Annotated in this window: 17 protein-coding genes; 6 read left to right on the plus strand and 11 right to left on the minus strand. The window is 70.5% G+C overall.

Translation table 11 applies throughout. From position 1 onward, the window contains the following. Positions 1-148: 148 nt before the first annotated feature. A complete protein-coding gene (locus ABD346_RS11810; protein WP_344374283.1) occupies positions 149-529 on the minus strand; it encodes a helix-turn-helix transcriptional regulator in 381 nt (126 codons plus the stop codon). Between the two features lie 250 nt (positions 530-779). Between ABD346_RS11810 and ABD346_RS11815 the strand changes: the two genes are divergently transcribed. Continuing rightward, entirely contained in the window at positions 780-1,664 is an 885-nt protein-coding gene (locus tag ABD346_RS11815) for an RNA polymerase sigma-70 factor (protein ID WP_344374284.1), read from the plus strand. A gap of 2 nt (positions 1,665-1,666) precedes the next feature. Continuing rightward, entirely contained in the window at positions 1,667-2,155 is a 489-nt protein-coding gene (locus ABD346_RS11820) for an SRPBCC family protein (protein ID WP_344374285.1), read from the plus strand. 1 nt (position 2,156) lies between these two features. Here ABD346_RS11820 and ABD346_RS11825 read toward each other — a convergent pair whose 3' ends face one another. Genes ABD346_RS11825 through ABD346_RS11840 form a run of 4 tightly spaced genes read right to left on the minus strand, consistent with a single transcriptional unit; the run spans position 2,157 to position 4,928 of the window. Beyond that, the gene (locus ABD346_RS11825) at positions 2,157-2,642 is read right to left on the minus strand and encodes a S26 family signal peptidase (protein ID WP_344374287.1); all 486 of its coding nucleotides are present in this window, start codon (positions 2,640-2,642) and stop codon (positions 2,157-2,159) included. Positions 2,643-2,667: 25 nt separating this feature from the next. Further along, the gene (locus ABD346_RS11830; RefSeq protein WP_344374288.1) at positions 2,668-4,554 is read right to left on the minus strand and encodes an ABC transporter ATP-binding protein; all 1,887 of its coding nucleotides are present in this window, start codon (positions 4,552-4,554) and stop codon (positions 2,668-2,670) included. Further along, on the minus strand, positions 4,554-4,724 hold the full coding sequence (locus ABD346_RS11835) for a hypothetical protein (protein ID WP_344374290.1): 171 nt from the start codon (positions 4,722-4,724) through the stop codon (positions 4,554-4,556). Before ABD346_RS11835 ends, ABD346_RS11830 begins: the two co-directional genes overlap by 1 nt. A gap of 36 nt (positions 4,725-4,760) precedes the next feature. Next, positions 4,761-4,928: a hypothetical protein gene (locus tag ABD346_RS11840; RefSeq protein WP_344374291.1), complete on the minus strand. Its 168-nt coding sequence runs from the start codon at positions 4,926-4,928 to the stop codon at positions 4,761-4,763. A 219-nt stretch (positions 4,929-5,147) separates the two neighbouring features. On the opposite strand from ABD346_RS11840, the gene ABD346_RS11845 reads away from it, so the two are divergent. Further along, a complete protein-coding gene (locus ABD346_RS11845; protein ID WP_344374292.1) occupies positions 5,148-5,702 on the plus strand; it encodes a MauE/DoxX family redox-associated membrane protein in 555 nt (184 codons plus the stop codon). Positions 5,703-5,817: 115 nt separating this feature from the next. After that, on the plus strand, positions 5,818-6,357 hold the full coding sequence (locus ABD346_RS11850) for a TlpA family protein disulfide reductase (protein ID WP_344374294.1): 540 nt from the start codon (positions 5,818-5,820) through the stop codon (positions 6,355-6,357). A 53-nt stretch (positions 6,358-6,410) separates the two neighbouring features. On the opposite strand, the gene ABD346_RS11855 is transcribed toward ABD346_RS11850, so the two are convergent. Beyond that, complete coding sequence (locus ABD346_RS11855) at positions 6,411-7,382, minus strand: GlxA family transcriptional regulator (protein WP_344374295.1); 972 nt, start codon at positions 7,380-7,382, stop codon at positions 6,411-6,413. A 90-nt stretch (positions 7,383-7,472) separates the two neighbouring features. Between ABD346_RS11855 and ABD346_RS11860 the strand changes: the two genes are divergently transcribed. Continuing rightward, positions 7,473-8,291 (plus strand): dienelactone hydrolase family protein, encoded by an 819-nt coding sequence (locus ABD346_RS11860; RefSeq protein WP_344374296.1) that lies wholly within the window; start codon positions 7,473-7,475, stop codon positions 8,289-8,291. 121 nt (positions 8,292-8,412) lie between these two features. On the opposite strand, the gene ABD346_RS11865 is transcribed toward ABD346_RS11860, so the two are convergent. Further along, a complete protein-coding gene (locus tag ABD346_RS11865; protein ID WP_344374297.1) occupies positions 8,413-10,263 on the minus strand; it encodes a M1 family aminopeptidase in 1,851 nt (616 codons plus the stop codon). Positions 10,264-10,552: 289 nt separating this feature from the next. Continuing rightward, positions 10,553-12,136 (minus strand): MFS transporter, encoded by a 1,584-nt coding sequence (locus ABD346_RS11870; protein ID WP_344374298.1) that lies wholly within the window; start codon positions 12,134-12,136, stop codon positions 10,553-10,555. Between the two features lie 126 nt (positions 12,137-12,262). Here ABD346_RS11870 and ABD346_RS11875 point away from each other — a divergent pair, with 126 nt between their 5' ends. Continuing rightward, positions 12,263-12,682: a winged helix-turn-helix transcriptional regulator gene (locus ABD346_RS11875; RefSeq protein ID WP_344374299.1), complete on the plus strand. Its 420-nt coding sequence runs from the start codon at positions 12,263-12,265 to the stop codon at positions 12,680-12,682. A 47-nt stretch (positions 12,683-12,729) separates the two neighbouring features. On the opposite strand, the gene ABD346_RS11880 is transcribed toward ABD346_RS11875, so the two are convergent. From ABD346_RS11880 to ABD346_RS11890, 3 genes are read right to left on the minus strand one after another with little or no spacing between them, the layout of a single operon-like run. Next, a complete protein-coding gene (locus tag ABD346_RS11880; RefSeq protein ID WP_344374300.1) occupies positions 12,730-14,070 on the minus strand; it encodes an NtaA/DmoA family FMN-dependent monooxygenase in 1,341 nt (446 codons plus the stop codon). Continuing rightward, complete coding sequence (locus ABD346_RS11885) at positions 14,067-14,921, minus strand: creatininase family protein (protein ID WP_344374302.1); 855 nt, start codon at positions 14,919-14,921, stop codon at positions 14,067-14,069. The genes ABD346_RS11880 and ABD346_RS11885 overlap by 4 nt, the downstream gene beginning before the upstream one ends. Next, positions 14,918-15,796 (minus strand): dihydroorotate dehydrogenase, encoded by an 879-nt coding sequence (locus tag ABD346_RS11890; protein WP_344374303.1) that lies wholly within the window; start codon positions 15,794-15,796, stop codon positions 14,918-14,920. Before ABD346_RS11890 ends, ABD346_RS11885 begins: the two co-directional genes overlap by 4 nt. Positions 15,797-15,862: the final 66 nt, after the last annotated feature.

The raw sequence follows: 15,862 nt of genomic DNA on the forward strand, positions 1-15,862 counted from the left end.
CTTCGTCCGCCCGCCCGGCGCCCCACTCCTGTCTCAGCGCCTTCACCATCTTCCCCCGGCACACGGAGATCGGCAGAGCAGATACCGGAAAAGGGCCAGGTCGCACACGCTGAGTGACCTCGGGTGCCGCGGCCGCCCGGGCGGACGGTCAGCGCGACCGTCCGGGCTGCGCCTCCCGGTCCCGCTCGGGCACCGTCCGCAACTCCTGTGGACGAGGCTTTCCGCGCTGCTCGTCGTGCTGGGCCAGGACCGCGAGGAGAGTGGCCACCGTCAGTCCCGCCTCGGCGGGGTGTCTCAGCGGCGTGGCCGGTTCGATGCGGTACGTGTTGGAGCGCCCGTGCCGGGTGTGCGAGAGGTATCCGGCTTCCTCCAGGTCGGCGATGATCCGCTGGACGGCCCGCTCGGTGAGCCGGCAGTGCGCGGCGATGTCGCGTATGCGGGTCGAGGGGTCGTCGGCGATCGCGGCCAGCACGCGGGCGTGGTTGGTGAGGAACGTCCAGCCTGCATGCGGTTCAGGTACGGCACCCATCCCCTCAGGGTAGGGCGAGGCATTCGCGCAAACAATCAGGCGAAACACATTTCACGAAGCGACTGTCACATCTCCGCCCGGCGCCGGCGGGGCCCGTCACTGTGAAGCGGATCACATCGGCGGGGTGTCACGTTCCGCCGGGTCGGAGTGTCTCGATGGTCATGCGTGGACAGGTGGACAGGCATGAACAGTCGAGAGGGGTCTGGTGGGATGCCGGGGTACGTGTGCGTGTCGGCGGGGGAGGCGGGCCGTGACTGAGGGCGCCTTCAGCGAACACCGCCCGCTGCTTTTCACCATCGCCTACGAGATGCTGGGCAGCGCCGCGGATGCCGAGGACGTGCTCCAGGAGAGCTATCTGCGGTGGAGCGCGGTGGACCGGGCCGAGGTCGAGCACCCGCGGGCCTACCTGGTGCGCATCGTGACCCGGCAGTCCCTCAATCATCTGCGCGCGGTCAAGGCGCGGCGCGAGGAGTACGTCGGCACCTGGCTGCCCGAGCCGATCCGTACCGGACCCGCGGTGAGCGAGGACGCGATCCTCGCCGAATCGGTGTCAATGGCCCTGATGCTCGTCCTGGAGACCCTGAACCCGACCGAGCGCGCGGTGTTCGTGCTGCACGACGTGTTCGGCTACAGCCACGGCGAGATCGCCGCCTCGGTCGGCAAGACAGAGGTGACGGTCCGTCAAATCGCGCACCGCGCACGGCAGCACGTCCACGCGCGGCGCCGCCGCTTCGAGCCCGACTCCGAAGCGACGCGCGAGATCGTCCAGCGGTTCCTGCTCGCGACGTCGACCGGTGAGATCCAGGCGCTGATGGATCTCATGGCCCCCGACGTCGTCCAAATCGCCGACGGCGGCGGGAAGGTGACCGCCGCGCGCCGCCCGATCACCGGCAGCGAGGAGGTCGCGCGGTTCGTCCTCGGCGTGACCCGCACCAGCGTCACGCCCGACACCCGGATCGAGCACGCCACCTACAACGGCATGCCGGCGGCCCGGTTCCTCACGGACGGCGAGCTCGACTGGCTGGTCGCCTTCGAGATCCACGACGGACGGATCACGGGCCTCTACGCCATCCGCAACCCCGACAAGCTGCACCGTGACGACGCGGTGCGCCTACTCGACAGAGGAGTGCACTGACTGTGGAAACCATGACGGTCGAGCGCGTCATCGACGCCCCCATCGACGATGTCTTCGCCTGGCTCACGACGACCACCAACTACGAGCGCTCACCCGTGGTGCTGCGCTGCCGGCTGACCCGGCGGGGCGAGTCCGCGCCCTACGGCGTGGGCGCGGTGCGCAGCCACCTCTGGGCCATCGGCTGGCTCAGGGAGCGCATCACCCGCTACGAGGCGCCGTACACCACCGAGTACGTCGTCGAGCGGAGCGTGCCGCCGTCGCGGCACGAGTTCGGCAGCATGACGTTCAGCGAGGTCGACGGCGGCACCCGGGTCGTATGGACCACGCGCGCCGAGATGGCCCTGCCGGTGCTCGGCCCCGTCCTGACCCGGCTCATGGTGCGGCCGATGATCACCCGCTCCTTCGCCAGCATCCTCGACGCGGCCGACGCCGCACTGACCCGGCAGCCTGACGCCAAGCGGAACATGACGAGGCATCAGCGGCCCGCGTGATTCAGCGCGCCGGATCCAGATGCGGCCGGACGGGCCTCCGCTCACGGCCGGCCGGTCGGGTGACCACCACGCCGAGCAGGGCGGAGCGGGGCACGTAGCCGAAGTGACGGGAATCCTGGGTGCGGGCCGCGTCGCCCCGGACGACCAGCGACCCGGACGGCACCAGTGAGCCGTCCGGGGCACCGACGACGGCGCGGACCTCGGGCGGCACGGGGTCACCGGGCAGCGCCGAGACCCGCTTGACCAGCCAGGGCAGCGCCTCGTCGCCGTCGCCGAACGGCAGGGGATTGCGGAAGACCACCGCGTCGCCGCGCCGCACCCGCCGGGTGCGGCGGACCAGCAGGCGGTCGCCGTCGGCGAAGGCCGGCGCCATGCTCGACCCGGTCACCCTGACCAGCGTGACGCGTGCGCGCAGGACGCGTACGGAAAGGAGGAGCACGCCCGCGCCCACGGCCAGCGCCACCGTCGTCCGCCCGGCATCCGTCATGTGAGCGCCTTCCGTTCCGGGCGGCTCACGTGGCCGCCTCCGGGGACCTGGCCCGGTCGCCGCGCTCGGTGTACCCGGCCGCCTGAAGGGCGAAGAGCCGGGCGTAGTGCCCGCCGCCCAGGGCCATCAGCTCGTCGTGGGAGCCGAGTTCGGCGATCTCGCCGTTCACCAGGACGGCGATGGTGTCCGCCTCGCGCAGGGCGCCGAGCCGGTGCGAGACGAGCAGTGCGGTGCGTTCGCGGCGGTGCAGCGCGAGCGTGCGGTGCACCTCGTGCTCGGCCTCCGGGTCCAGGCCCGAGCTGGGCTCGTCCAGGATCAGCAGATCGGCCGCGCCGCGCATCAACGAGCGGGCCAGCGCCACCCGTTGCCACTGGCCGCCGGACAGGGTGACCCCCGGTGTGCCGTCCTCCTCGTCGAGGTGGACCCGGCTGAGCTGGGTCTCGTACCCGTCGGGGAGGCCGCGCAGGGTCGCGTCGATACCGGCGAGCGCCGCGCTGCCGCGGATGCGTTCCCGGTCCTCGCGGTGCGGCAGATCGCCGATGCCGATGTTCTCGGCCGCCGAGAGGTCGTACGTCATGTAGTCCTGGAACGTGACCCCGATCCGGCGGCGCAGGTCGGCGACATCCATGGTGCGGATGTCGGTGCCGTCCCACAGGATCGCGCCGCGCTCGGGATCGTAGAAGCGGCAGAGCAGCTTGATGAGGGTGCTCTTGCCCGCGCCGTTGCGGCCCACCAGCCCCATCGCGCAGCCCGCCGGAATGGTCAGGTCCACTCCGCGCAGCACCCAGGGGCCGGACGGGTCGTAGCGGAACCAGACGTCGCGCAGCTCGATGCGCCCGGTGAGCGTGGGGGCGGGGGTATCGCCGCGGGGCAGGTCGTCGGGGGTGTCCAGCAGATCGAGATAGTGCCCGAAGAGCCGCACGCCCTCGGCGGCCGAGCCGGCCTGCAGCACGATCCCGGTGAATGCCCCCTGCACGCCCGCGGCGGCGGCGATGAACAACGTCACATCGCCGACGGTGAACCTGCCGCGAGCGGCGCCCGCGACGACGACGACCGTGCCGACGCCGGCGACCAGGGCGTTGAGCGCGGCGAACGCCGACTGCACCAGGGCGCCACGCCGGGCCACCGCGAGCTCCGCCTCGGTGGCCTCGCTCAGCGCGCGGACCAGTCGGCCGTGCAGGAAGCCGCCGAGCCCGAAGAGCCGGATCTCCTTGGCCGCACGGGGGTCGGTGAGCAGCGAGCGGTAGAACAGGTGCCGGCGCAGCCGGGCCGAGGTCAGTTCCCACACCGTCACCTGACGGCGGGCCAGCGAGAGCCGGGCGAGCAGGGCGGCCGCGCCGACCAGGAACAACAGGCCCACCATCGGCGGCCATACGGCGAGCAGCGCACCGGTGAAGCCGCTGATCGCCGCCACCGAACGGACCGCTTCCTGGGTGAACATGGTGATGTTGTGCGGCGCGTCCTCCGAAGCCTGCTGGGCGAGTCGCAGCCGGTCGTGGAACGCGGGATCCTCGAACCGGCGAAGCCCGTGGAACTCGTCGACCTTGGCGAACAGGGTCCGCTCGACCTCGACGACGAGCCGTCTGCGCACCAACTCGTCCAGATACGCGCCCAGTTGGAGCAGGACTGCGGAAAGCGCGCCGAGCGAGGCCGTGGCGACGGCGAGCACGACGGCATGCCGCACATCGGCGTGCGCACCGCGGCCGAGCTCGTCGAAGAGCAGCTTGGCGAGCCAGGCGGTGGCGGCTGGTGTCACCCCGACTCCCACGGTCACGGCGAACAGCAGCGAGGCGCCCCCGGGCGTGGCGCGGAACTGGAGGGAGACCGCCGTCCACGCGGCGCGGGCCCGCAGCCGGTTCCCCGAAGGCGAAGCCGCCTCCGGGGAACCGGCCGGTGGGTCGGAGTGCGTCATCAGCACTTGTTGGTGCGCTTGGTACACACGCCGTTACAGGCGAACCTGTACTCGTATCCACCCTTACAATAGCAGAGCGTCCCCACCTCGGGGACGCAGGCACCCGCAGGCTGCTCGCCGATGGCGAGCCGCAGCAGCCGGTCGCCCATCGTGCCGATCATGCGCCTCATGACTACCTCCTGGTTACGAGATGGAAAGGGGCGCAATCAGCACGTGCCGTCCTTCACGCAGGGGCCGTTGCAGCTGTAGACGTAACGGACGTGGTTGGAGCACTTGCAGAAGCTGCCGTGCTCGGGGACACAGGCACCGGCCCGGTCCTCCTTCAGCAGCATCCCGAGAAGCCTGTCGCCGATCGTGCCGATCACACGGGTCATCGTGGACCTCCGTCGTAGCGGTGAAGACCGGACCCATGGGTGAGATCCGGCCGGGGCAGAAGTTATGTGGTGCACCCAACTGAGCGCAAGGGGGCGGGAGTTGCCTGATCGGCTCTTGATCCGTGACGGAAGGCTGAGCCAGAACTGGCCACTGTTGCTCAAGTCGACTTGGAGTTACATTGCCTCTGCTCCACCGTCCCAGGGAGGTGAGAACCGCTCGTGGCATACGTCCTGCTCGCTGTCCGAGTCCTCGTCGGCATCGTGTTCGTGGCCTCCGCCACCGGAAAGGTGCGCAGCGCCGCGGCCTTCCGGAGCTTCGAGGACTCCGCCCACTCCATGGGCGTTCCGGCCCGCCTGAGCCGCTCCGTGGCCGTGGCCGTGATCGCCGGAGAGTGCGCCGCGGTGGTCCTGCTCGCCGTGTGGCCCGTGCCCGGCTTCGCCCTGACCGTGCTGCTGCTCGCCGCGTTCACCACCGGAATCGTCCGTACGCTGCGCAGCGGAACCAAGGCGTCCTGCGCCTGCTTCGGCGCCTCGACCGCCCCGATCGGCCGCCGCCACCTCGTCCGGAACACCGCACTGCTCGCCCTCGCCGCACTCGGCATGGCGGCGGGTCTCGCCGGGACACCGACGCCGACCGAGGCGGCGGGCATCCTCGTCGCGGCATTCGGGGCGCTGGTGGGCGCACTGCTCGTGATCTTCACGGACGAGCTGGGCGTCCTGTTCGACGACGGTACGCGGCAGACGTCGGGGCGGGTCCGCAGATCCGCTCCGTGACATCAACCACCTTGATCGACCGGGCAGTCGATCTCGCCGTGGACAGCTGCCCGCACCCTTCCCCTGAAGGCGGAGACCCCGCCGCACGCTGACACGAGACCCCGGAGAGTCACCCATGCCCTTCCTCGTCGCCGCCGTCGCCCTCATCGCCGTGCTCTGCCTGCTGAACCTGCTGCTCACCTTCGGCGTCATCCGCAAACTCCGGGCCCAGGCCGAGCAGAAGGCCGATGCGGTGGCGGAGGGCCTGATCATCCCGGCGGGCTCACCGGCCCCGCCCTTCTCGGTGGTTACCACCGCGGGCGAGCGGGTCACGCGCGAGAGCCTCGGCGAGACCATGCTCGGCTTCTTCTCGCCCGACTGCCGGGCCTGCAAGGAACGGCTGCCGCTCTTCGTGGAGCAGGCCCGCACGACCGCACGCGAGACCGGCCGCAGCGTCCTCGCCGTGGTGCACGGCACCGAGGAGGAGGCCCGTGAGCAGGTGGCGGCCCTGTCCGAGGTCGCACACGTCGTGGTCGAGCCCGGCGACGGGCCGCTGGGCGAGGCCTTCGACATCACCGGGTACCCGGTCTTCGGCCTGATCACCAGGGACGGCACGCTCGCCGCGACGGCCTTCGACCCGGCCCGCCTTCCGGCGCCCTCGAAGACGGCGGTCTGACGGGCGGCGGTCTGACGGGGGAGGGGCAGTACGCGGACCGCAGCGTTCCGGGATCACTCGGCGTTTCGCCGGAAGGTGGCGCGGTAGTCCCGTGGACGCCGCCCGGTGTGTCTGGCGAAGAGCGCGGCAAAGGTTCCCGGGTCGCGGTACCCGACCGCCGTGGCGATGGCGGCGACCGTCCGGTCCGTGGTCTCCAGGAGGTGACGGGCACGCCGGACGCGTGACAACTGCAGGTATTCCAGCGGACTTTGGCCCGTCTCGTCGGCGAAGCGCCGCAGCAGCGTACGCGTGCTGACATGGAACGTGTCCGACAGCGTGGCGAGGTCGTATCGCTCGGCGAGGTTCTGGTCGAGCCGGCGCATGACCCGGCGCGAGAAATCGGATCCCGGCCGCGGAAGAAGGCCGACGTCGACGTAGGGAGTCTGGGACGAGCGGGCGTCGTCGAGCAGCGCCACCCGTGCGGTCGTCCGCGCCACTTCGGTGCCGCTGTGCTCGCGGATCAGGCCGAGGGCGAAGTCGTACATGGCACTGAAGGCGGCCGTCGTCGTCACGCCCTTGTCGGTGACGACGAGGTGTTCGGGCCGGACATCGGCGCCCGGGCAGCGTCGGCCCAGTTCGTCCGCGAGCAGCCAACAGGTCGTCGCCCGGCGCCCGTTGAGCAGTCCGGCCTCGGCGAGCAGGAACGCCCCGACGCAGATCGAGACGACAACGCGGCCCGCGTCGGCGTGTGAGCGGATCACGGCGACTTCAGGGGCGAGGGCGCCGAGTTTCGCGTCGACGTCGAGGCCCGGTGCGACGTCGAAGCCCGGCACGACAAGAACGTCGACCTCGCGCGGCGGCGAGACGGCCAGTTCCGCGCCGCCGGACGCGGTGACCCGACGGCGGGACGAGACGATCGACACCTCATACCCGGCGCGGCCGGGACCGGCCACGTGTGACGCCATCGTCAAGAGATCGGGCACGCCGAACACTTCGGACGCGAAGCAGCCCGGGTAGGCCAGGACTCCGATGCGCAGCGCACCCACGGCTGCCCCCTCTCTCCCGTGGCGAGATTACCCCCATGTCTGGCGATCCGGCCCGTCGTCCTGTCGGGTCCGCCGGTCCACGCTGCCTTCATGAGTACTGACACCTTTGACGACCCGATCACGGACTTCCTCCGCCGACTCGTCGACGTGGACGGGGTGGTGAAGGCGGTGCACGTCGCCGGTTCCGGCCCGGCGGTCGTCCTGATGCCGGAGATGCCGGGCATCAGCCCCGACGTCCTTCGCCTGGCGCGGTGGGTGCGGGACGCGGGGTTCACTGTCTACGTCCCCTCGCTCTTCGGGGTCGACGGTGCGTACCCCACGGTGGAGGGCGGGGAGGAGGTGGTCCGTCGCGCGTGCGTGAGCGCGGAGTTCCGTGCGTTCGCCGGGGGCGGCACGAGTCCGGTGACGTCGTGGCTGCGCGGGCTCGCACGTCAGGCACATGCCGCGTGCGGCGGAGTGGGTGTGGGCGCGATCGGGCTGTGCTTCACCGGCAACTTCGCCCTCACCATGACGCTGGAGCCGGCCGTCGTCGCGCCTGTGCTCGGCCACCCCTCGCTGCCGCTGGACGACCCCGCGGGGCTCGAAATCGGCGAGGAGGACGCGCGTGCGGTCCGCGAGCGCGTCGAGCGCGACGGCCTGAAGGTCCTCGCCTACCGCTTCCAGGGCGACCGCTGGTGCACGGGCCGGCGCTTCGCCGCCTACCGGGCACTGCTCGGCGACGCCTTCGACGGCCGTGTCCTGCCCGACAGCGCTGCGAACACCGACCCGCCCCCCTTCTTCCGCGACAGGGTCGGCACCCCGCACAGCGTGGTCACCGCACACCTCGTCGACGAGGACGGCCACCCGACGCTGCGGGCCAGGGACGAGATCCTCGGCTTCCTGGCCGAGCGGCTGGGGGAGCGGGGCTGAACGCCGTCCGCGCCGGTCGGCGCGCCGGCACTCCAAGGTGGCAGCGGACGCATCCGATGGGCGGGGTTCGCCGCGGAGGACGTGGGGTGCGGGACGCCCTCCGCGGCGAACTGATGAACCGTCAGCCGTCGATGCGGTGCTGGGTCCAGAAGGAGGTCAGGTCCGTGGAGGTGGCCGCCTGGGCCGCCGCCTTGAACTCGGCCGTCGTCGAGACGCCGTACCAGTGTGAAGTGGCGTAATCCTTCAGCAACGTGGCCATCACGCTGTCACCGAGGACGCGCCGCAGGTCGTGCAGGGCGCACTTCCCGTAGCCGTAGACCACGGTCGAGTACCGGGAGGAGTGGGCGTCCCAGTACGCCATCGAGTTGGTGATCTTCTCGGCGGACGACGCCCACGAGACGCTGTTCCAGCAGTTGGTGCCGGTCTTGTTCTGGGCGAGGTCGGTGGAGTAGTCGGCGAACGCCTCGTCGAGCCAGGGGCTGTTGTACTCGTCGTCGCCGACGATGCCGTACCACCACTGGTGCCCGATCTCGTGGGTGAGTGCCGTGGTGGAGACCAGGTCGAGGACGAAGCCGGGGTACTCCATGCCGCCGAACCAGTAGTTGTTGTCGATCACCGCGTCCAGCTCGCCGTACGGGTAGGCGCCGAACCGGGCCGCGTGCGTGTCCACGGCGGACTTGGCGGTGGCCAGCATCGACTGGGCGTCGGACGAGCTGATGCCCGAGACCGAGTAGATGTTGATGGCGGTGCCGGCGGGCGAGGTGCCGGAGATCTTGCTGAACGGGCCGGCCGCCCAGGCGAAGTCGCGGACCTTGGAGGCGGTGGCCGTGGTGACGGTGCGTCCGCTGGAGCCGGGTGTGTCGACCGAGGTGCCGGTGGCCGGGACCAGCAGGCCGGTGGGGTGGTCGAGGGTCACCTTGAAGTCGGCGGCCAGCGAGTAGAACGACTCGCCGTTGTTGGTGTACGGGTCCAGGTGCCAGCCCGCCGCGTCCCGGATGGCCAGGACCGGCAGGGCGTTGCCTATGTTGTTGAACGCGCCGTCGGCGCCGAACCGGTCGGCGCCGCTTGGCACGCTGATGCCCAGGTCGAAGCCGATCGTGGCGCTCTGCCCCTGCGTGAGCGGCGTCGGCAGGTCGATCTTGAGTGCCGTGCAGCCGACCGAGAGGGCGCCCGCGGTGCCGCCGGTGACGTTGCTGACCGTGATCGGCATCGCCGAGCAGGTGCCGTGGTAGTTGTCCCACAGCCTCAGATACACCTCGCTGAGCGCGGTGGACGAGGCGTTGGTGAAGGTGGCGCTCTCGTGCCCGGTCCAGCCGTTCCCGCTCGCGTTGCTGGTCAGGCTGACGTTGTACGAGGGCGCGGCAGGCGTACGGGTGGAGTCGGCGGGCGGGGTCGAGCCGCCGGAGGTGTCGAGGGCGACATCGTCGAGGACGAAGCTCGTTTGGAGGCTGGAGTCCTCCTTGCCGGTGAAGGCGACGTCGACGGTCTGCCCCGCGAAGCCGGACACGTCGAACGACTTCTGTACGTACCCGGTGTTCTTGTCGAGATTCGAGTACGTCGCCAGCGTCGTACTGCCGATCTTCGCCGTCAGCTTGTCGTACGCGGTCGACGAGGTCGTCTCGGTGGTGTCGATGTGCAGCCAGAACGTGAGGGTGGCCTTGCTGCATCCGGAGGGGATGGTGACGCTCTGGGAGAGGGTGTCGGTGTGTGTGCTGCCCACACCGTTCAGCCAGGCGAAGTGGGTGCCGCCGTGGGCGCTCTCACCGGTGCGACTGGTGATCACACTCGTCGACGACTGGGTCCAGGGTGAAGTACCGCTCTCGAACCCGCCGTTGGCGACCACCTGGGCCGGCGTGCAGGCGTCGGCACGCGGGGCCTCGGCCGACGCCGGGGTGGCGGGAAGGGATACGGCAGCCAGCGCGGCGGCGGCGCATGCGGCCGCCGCGAGGGACTTGTGGGGGGTGGGTCTCACACGGAACTCCTTTGAGGCGGCCGGGATTACGGCCTGCTCGGTGGCCGCCCGGCCCGGCTTGGGTGCGCCGGAGGACGGCCGCGGACGGTGCGCGGCACGTGCACGATCACTGAGGTGGGGCGTGTGCTGCCGTCTTCCTGGGGTCAGGGCAACGGCTGGGGGGAAGCTTGGCAGGTCTGATCGGAGCATGCCAAGTGAAGTGCTGGACGTGTTTGTGGCAGGAAGAGGAAGGGCGCGTACCGGCCCCGATTCCCCGCACCGGCACGCGCCCCTCAACCCTGTGGCATCCCTACGGCGCCGCGTGCACCTGCTTCTCGGAGTCCTCTTCCGCCACCTCCGTCGCACGCGGCCGCAGCATCGTCGCGGCCAGCACGGCCGTGGCGACGAGAACGGCGGCGGCCGCCCCGGCGACCGTGGCGAAGCCCTGGTCGTAGGCGTGACGGGCCGCTGTGGTGAGGTGCGTGGCGGTGGTGGCCGGGAGCTGCTTCCGTACGTCCTCAGCGGAGGCGAACGACTCCTGGGCGGCGCTCTGTTGCCCCGGGCTCAGCCCAGGGACCTCGGGCAGCGATGTGCGGTAGGCCGCCGCCAGCGCGGTGCCGAGGACGGCGACGCCGAGCCCGGCTCCGAGCTCGAAGGAGGTCTCCTGGATCGCGGCGGCCTCGCCGGAGCGCTCGGGGTCGGCCGCGGCCATGATGGAGTCCGCGCCCAGCGTCATCACGACCCCCGCGCCGAGCCCCGCCGCGACGAGCGGCGGTACGAGCCTGGCGTAGTGCGAGGTGTCCCCGGTCAGCGCCAGGGCCGCGGCCGCCGCCGCGAACAGGCCGAGCGAACCGGTCAGCGCCCAGCGGTTGCCCCAGCGGGCCGAGGCCCAGGGTGCGGTCGTGGCACCCACCGCGTTCGCGGCGGCCAGCGGCATGAGGGCGAGCCCGGCCCGCACCGGCGAGAACTCACCGACCTGCTGGAACCACTGGGTGAGGAAGAACAGCAGCGCCACATAGCTGCCGAAGCAGCCGATCACGCAGAGCGTCGCGGTGGAGAAGCGGCGGTCGGCGAAGAGCGTGAAGTCCAACAGCGGTTCCGCCAGGCGTCGTTGACGGCGCACGAAGAGGAAGAGCAGCAGCGCTCCGCCGGCCGCCGCGGCCAGGATGAGCGGATCGACGCCCACGTGCTCGCCGGCCTGCTTGAGCGCGTACACGCCCCCCGCGAGCCCGGTGATCGACAGGGCTACGCTCGCCATGTCCCAGTGGCGCGGGGAAGGGTTGCGGGATTCGGGCACCACGCGGGCGCCCACGACCAGGATGACGAGCACGATCGGCACGTTGACCAGGAAGACCGCGCCCCAGCCCCAGCGTTCGGTGATCAGGCCGCCGAGCAGCGGGCCGAGGGTCGCGCCGACGCTGTGGGCCGAGGTCCAGATGCCGATCGCGATGGCGCGCTCCCGGTCGTCGGTGAACACGACGCGGATGATGGCCACGGTCGACGCCATGATCATCGCAGCCCCGATGCCCAACGCGACGCGGGCCGCGATCAGTTGGGGCGTGGAGTGGGAGAACGCGGCGGCCGTCGACGCGAGCCCGAACACGGCGAAGCCGCTGAGCACCATGCGCTTGCGCCCGATGCGGTCGCCGAGGGTGCCGCAGGTGACGAGCAGCGAGGCGAGGGTGAGCGAGTAGATGTCGACGATCCACAGGAGTTGGACGCCACTGGGATGCAGGTCGAGGGACATGCTCGGCACGGCCGCGTGCAGCACGGTCAGGTCGATCCCGCACAGCAGCAGGCTGGTGGAGACCACCGCGAGGACCAGCCATTTGCGCCGCCGCGCGGCGGCATCCGGTTCGCCCGGAATCATTGCGGGGGCATCGCTATTCGTCATGTTCGCACTATCGTGGGATACAAATGCAGGGCACAAGTACGCACTTGAATGTGACGTAGTATCAAGATGTATACCAGGTTTCAAAATGTATACCGTCAAGGTGTATACCGTGGTGGAGGTGGAGTCGTGCGCGACGGTTCGGAACGTGCGGAAAACACGCCGGAATATTGCGCGGTCGAGAGTGCCATGGAGGTCCTGGGCGGCCGGTGGAAACTGGCCATCCTGAAAGAACTCCTGGCCGGGACCAGGCGGTTCAGCGAGCTCAAGCGTGCCCTGCCCCGGATCACGCAGCGGATGCTGACCCGCCAGCTGCGCGAAATGGAGAGCGACGGTCTGGTCATAAGGAACGTTTACCGGGAGGTGCCGCCGAAGGTCGAGTATTCGCTCACCGAGATCGGCCGAAGCCTGGACCACATCGCGGAACAACTCGACGCCTGGGGGCGCCGGTACCGGACGATGAGGGCCGTCGAAACGGACGCCGACCGTGAATTCCCGGTGGCCGATTCTCGTGATGAGGACACAGAACTCCCTGTCGTAAGGGCCTAGCCGCCCCGCGCGGCCGATCAGCCACGCGGGGCGCCTGTGCCACCCGCTCAGAACTCCAGCAGGTTCTGCCGGAGCGTGTTGCCCGGTGTATACGCGGAGCGGGTCAGCCCCCGGCGTTGCAGCGCCGGGACGAGCCCGTCGGTGACTTCGGCGATGTAGCGGCGGTTCAGGCGGAGCAGCGGCGTCGTGATCATGAACCCGTCGCCGCCGACCTCCTCCATCACCTCACCCATCCGCTCGGCCACCTGATCCGGCGTACCGACCAGGTCGACGGAGGAGACGAGCCCGCCCGCCGCGTCGATGACCAGCTCGCGCAGGGTCTTCCCGCTGCCCCACTGCTGGAGCTGGTCGAGCGAGCCCTGCTCGCCGTTGGTCTCCAGGCGGCGCGGCAGCGGCTCGTCCAGATCGAACTGCGCGAAGTCGATCTCGGTGAGCGCCGACGTCTGGGCCAGGATGTCCTGGATGAACTGGGGCGAGGACACCATCCGGGCCTGCTTGTCCCGGGCGTCCCGCTCCGTCTCGCCCAGGACGGGGGTGACACAGAACAGCGTCTTGATGGTGTCCGGATCGCGCCCCTGGTCCTTGGCGTGGGCCCGTACGTCCTCGCGGAACTGCTTCATGCCCTCCACGCCGTTGGCGATGGCGATGATCGAGTCCGCGTTGCGGGCCGCGAAGGCCCGGCCCCGGGGAGAGGCACCCGCCTGGACGAAGGCCGGCCGGTGCTGCGGCGAGGGCACCGTGTTCAGGGGGCCGCGCACCCGGAAGTACCTGCCCTTGAAGTGGATGGGCCGCACCTTGGTGTGGTCCGCGTACACACCCTTCTCGCGGTCGAGTACGACGGCGTCCGCGTCCCAGGACGCGAAGAGCTGCTTGACGACATCGACGTACTCGTCGGCCATCTCGTACCGGACATCGCGCGGCGGCAGCTTGTCGAGGCCGAAGTTCTGCGCGGCCAGGTCCTCCGCGCTGGTCACGATGTTCCAGCCGAACCGGCCGCCCAGCATGCTGTCCAGGGTCGAGGAGAGCCGGGCCGTCATGAACGGCGGGTACGCGAGCGTGGAAAGGGTGGCCACGATGCCGAGTCGAGAGGTCGCCACCCCCATGGCCACCGCCAGCGGAACAGGGTCGTGCTTGGGCACCACCATCGCCTGCTTGAGAGCCGCCTCGGCGGAGCCGCCGTACGACTCCGGAACCATCAGCTTGTCCTCGACGATGACGTAGTCGAAGCAGGCGCGCTCCAGCGCCTGGGCCACCTCGGTGTGGAACGTCCCGTCCCACGGCGACCCGCCTGTCCCGAACGGCCCCTGCCAGTCGTCGGGGGTGAAGTTGAAGATGAAGGCGAGATGGAACTTGCCCGCCGACCGGTCCTGAGATGCGGTGCTCGTCATGCGCGTCGTCCCTTCGGCGCGGGTGGGGCCGGAGCGGTCGCGTCGCTTGCGCCGTTCGGCGACGTACGACCGCGTCGGTCCGGGCGGGTGCGGGCGAGCAGCAGGCCCTCGCCTTGGCGGACCATGGCGAGCGCCTCGTCGGTCACATGCCGGAAGAGCTTCTCGCCGAGCTCCGCGCCGGCCCCCGAAGTGGACGACAGAATGCCGTTGTTGGAGATCTGCTCGACATCGATGGGGTGCAGATACACCCCGCTGCGCGGCGGGTTGTCGTGCTCCGGCCGCTCCTCGGTCACGAGCTCCGGGCGCAGGTGCAGCATCAGGCTGGTCTCGGTCACACCCGCGTGCTCCGCGTGCCAGCCGGGGAAGCCGGGCACCTCGGCGGCGATCCACGATTCCTGGACGAGGCTCCACCAGCTGAAGGCGTACACCTCACGGCCGTCCAGGAGCCCGCGAGCCCGCACTTGGTCGAGCGCCTCGAAGAGGAAGGGCTCGTTCTCGAAGTGCCCGTTCACGATGACCAGCCGCTCGAAGGGCAGCGCGACGAGCGATTCCAGCACTTCCCGTACGTAACGGATGAGGGTGTCACCGCCCACGTACAGCGTGCCGGGGAAGGAGAGCCCGCCGCCGCTCTGCGGGAGCGAGCGGGCGGCGATCTGGTGGACGGGCAGGGTGAGTCCGCCGAGCCCGGCGGAGATCTCGGCCGCGAACGCCTCGGCGAGGTCGGAGTCGACGCTGAGCGGGAGGTGCGGGCCGTGCTGTTCGGTGGCGCCGATCGGCCAGACCAGGGTCCTGCCCTGGACGGACCGGTTCACGTCGGCGCTGGTCAGGGCGGAGTACGCGGCGTGAGTCACCGGGCCGCTCCCGCCGTCGCGCCGGCCGGGCGCCCGAGGGCCGCACCGGTCTCGGTCACGATCCGGTCGAGCGTCTCGTACATGTCGGTGTGCAGCGCCGTGTAGACCTGTGCCACGTTCGCGCCCACGCTCAGATAGTCGGCCACGTCCCGGCCGGAGCTCACGCCGCCGCAGCCGAGGACGGGCACGTCGATGCCGTGCCGGCGCAGTTGCCAGATGGCGGCGAGGACCAGGGGTTTGATGGCGGGGCCCGAGTAGCCGAAGACGCCGCCGAGTTCGAGGCCGCCGGTCTCGGGGGAGACGGCGGCGCCGGAGATCGTGTCGCTGACCGTGACGGCGTCCGCGCCGGCGGAGACGGCCGCGCGCACCCGGTCCACCAGGCCCTCGCCGATGGCCAGTTTGACCGAGATCGGCAGTGTGGTGCGGGCGCGGGTGGCCGCGGTGTAGGCGTGGACCCGGTCGGGGGTGTCCTCCTCGCCGCCGGGTTCCTCGTTGATGCAGGAGATACCGAGCTCGAGCGCCGGACAGCCGGTGGCCGCCACGCGGGCGGCGAGTTCACCGAGCTCGGCCGGGGTGTCGGCGTGCACGGAGGCGATCACGGGCAACCGCTCGTCGGCGAAGGATGTGAGGACCGCCAGCCAGTGCTCGACCGACCTCTTGGAGTACGTGGTGCTGTTCAGCATGCCCGAAGGCAACCGTAAGATCCGCTCGTCGAGGCCCTGGGGCGGACTGGGGTGGATCGTCTTGGTGACGACGGCCCCCGCGCCGGTCGCGAGGAGCTTGCGGATGTTGCGTTCCTGGTCCGTGAGCAGGCCGGAACCGACCACGACCGGATTCTTGAGCGTGAGTCCCAATATGCGTACGGCGTCGGACAATTGATGTCTCCGAAGTGAGGCGGTGCGGGATGCGCGGCCGACCGGGCACGGGCCGGGTGACGACCG

The sequence above is a fragment of the Streptomyces mauvecolor genome, assembly GCF_039532965.1.
Classification (GTDB): Bacteria; Actinomycetota; Actinomycetes; order Streptomycetales; family Streptomycetaceae; genus Streptomyces; species Streptomyces violascens.

Coding starts and splice junctions, on each gene's coding strand:
- ABD346_RS11860 (WP_344374296.1), top strand. CDS start 7,473: ATGAGTACTGACACCTTTGACGACCCGATCACGGACTTCCTCCGCCGA.
- ABD346_RS11870 (WP_344374298.1), bottom strand. CDS start 12,136: ATGACGAATAGCGATGCCCCCGCAATGATTCCGGGCGAACCGGATGCC.
- ABD346_RS11810 (WP_344374283.1), bottom strand. CDS start 529: ATGGGTGCCGTACCTGAACCGCATGCAGGCTGGACGTTCCTCACCAAC.
- ABD346_RS11850 (WP_344374294.1), top strand. CDS start 5,818: ATGCCCTTCCTCGTCGCCGCCGTCGCCCTCATCGCCGTGCTCTGCCTG.
- ABD346_RS11840 (WP_344374291.1), bottom strand. CDS start 4,928: ATGACCCGTGTGATCGGCACGATCGGCGACAGGCTTCTCGGGATGCTG.
- ABD346_RS11835 (WP_344374290.1), bottom strand. CDS start 4,724: ATGAGGCGCATGATCGGCACGATGGGCGACCGGCTGCTGCGGCTCGCC.
- ABD346_RS11830 (WP_344374288.1), bottom strand. CDS start 4,554: ATGACGCACTCCGACCCACCGGCCGGTTCCCCGGAGGCGGCTTCGCCT.
- ABD346_RS11880 (WP_344374300.1), bottom strand. CDS start 14,070: ATGACGAGCACCGCATCTCAGGACCGGTCGGCGGGCAAGTTCCATCTC.
- ABD346_RS11825 (WP_344374287.1), bottom strand. CDS start 2,642: ATGACGGATGCCGGGCGGACGACGGTGGCGCTGGCCGTGGGCGCGGGC.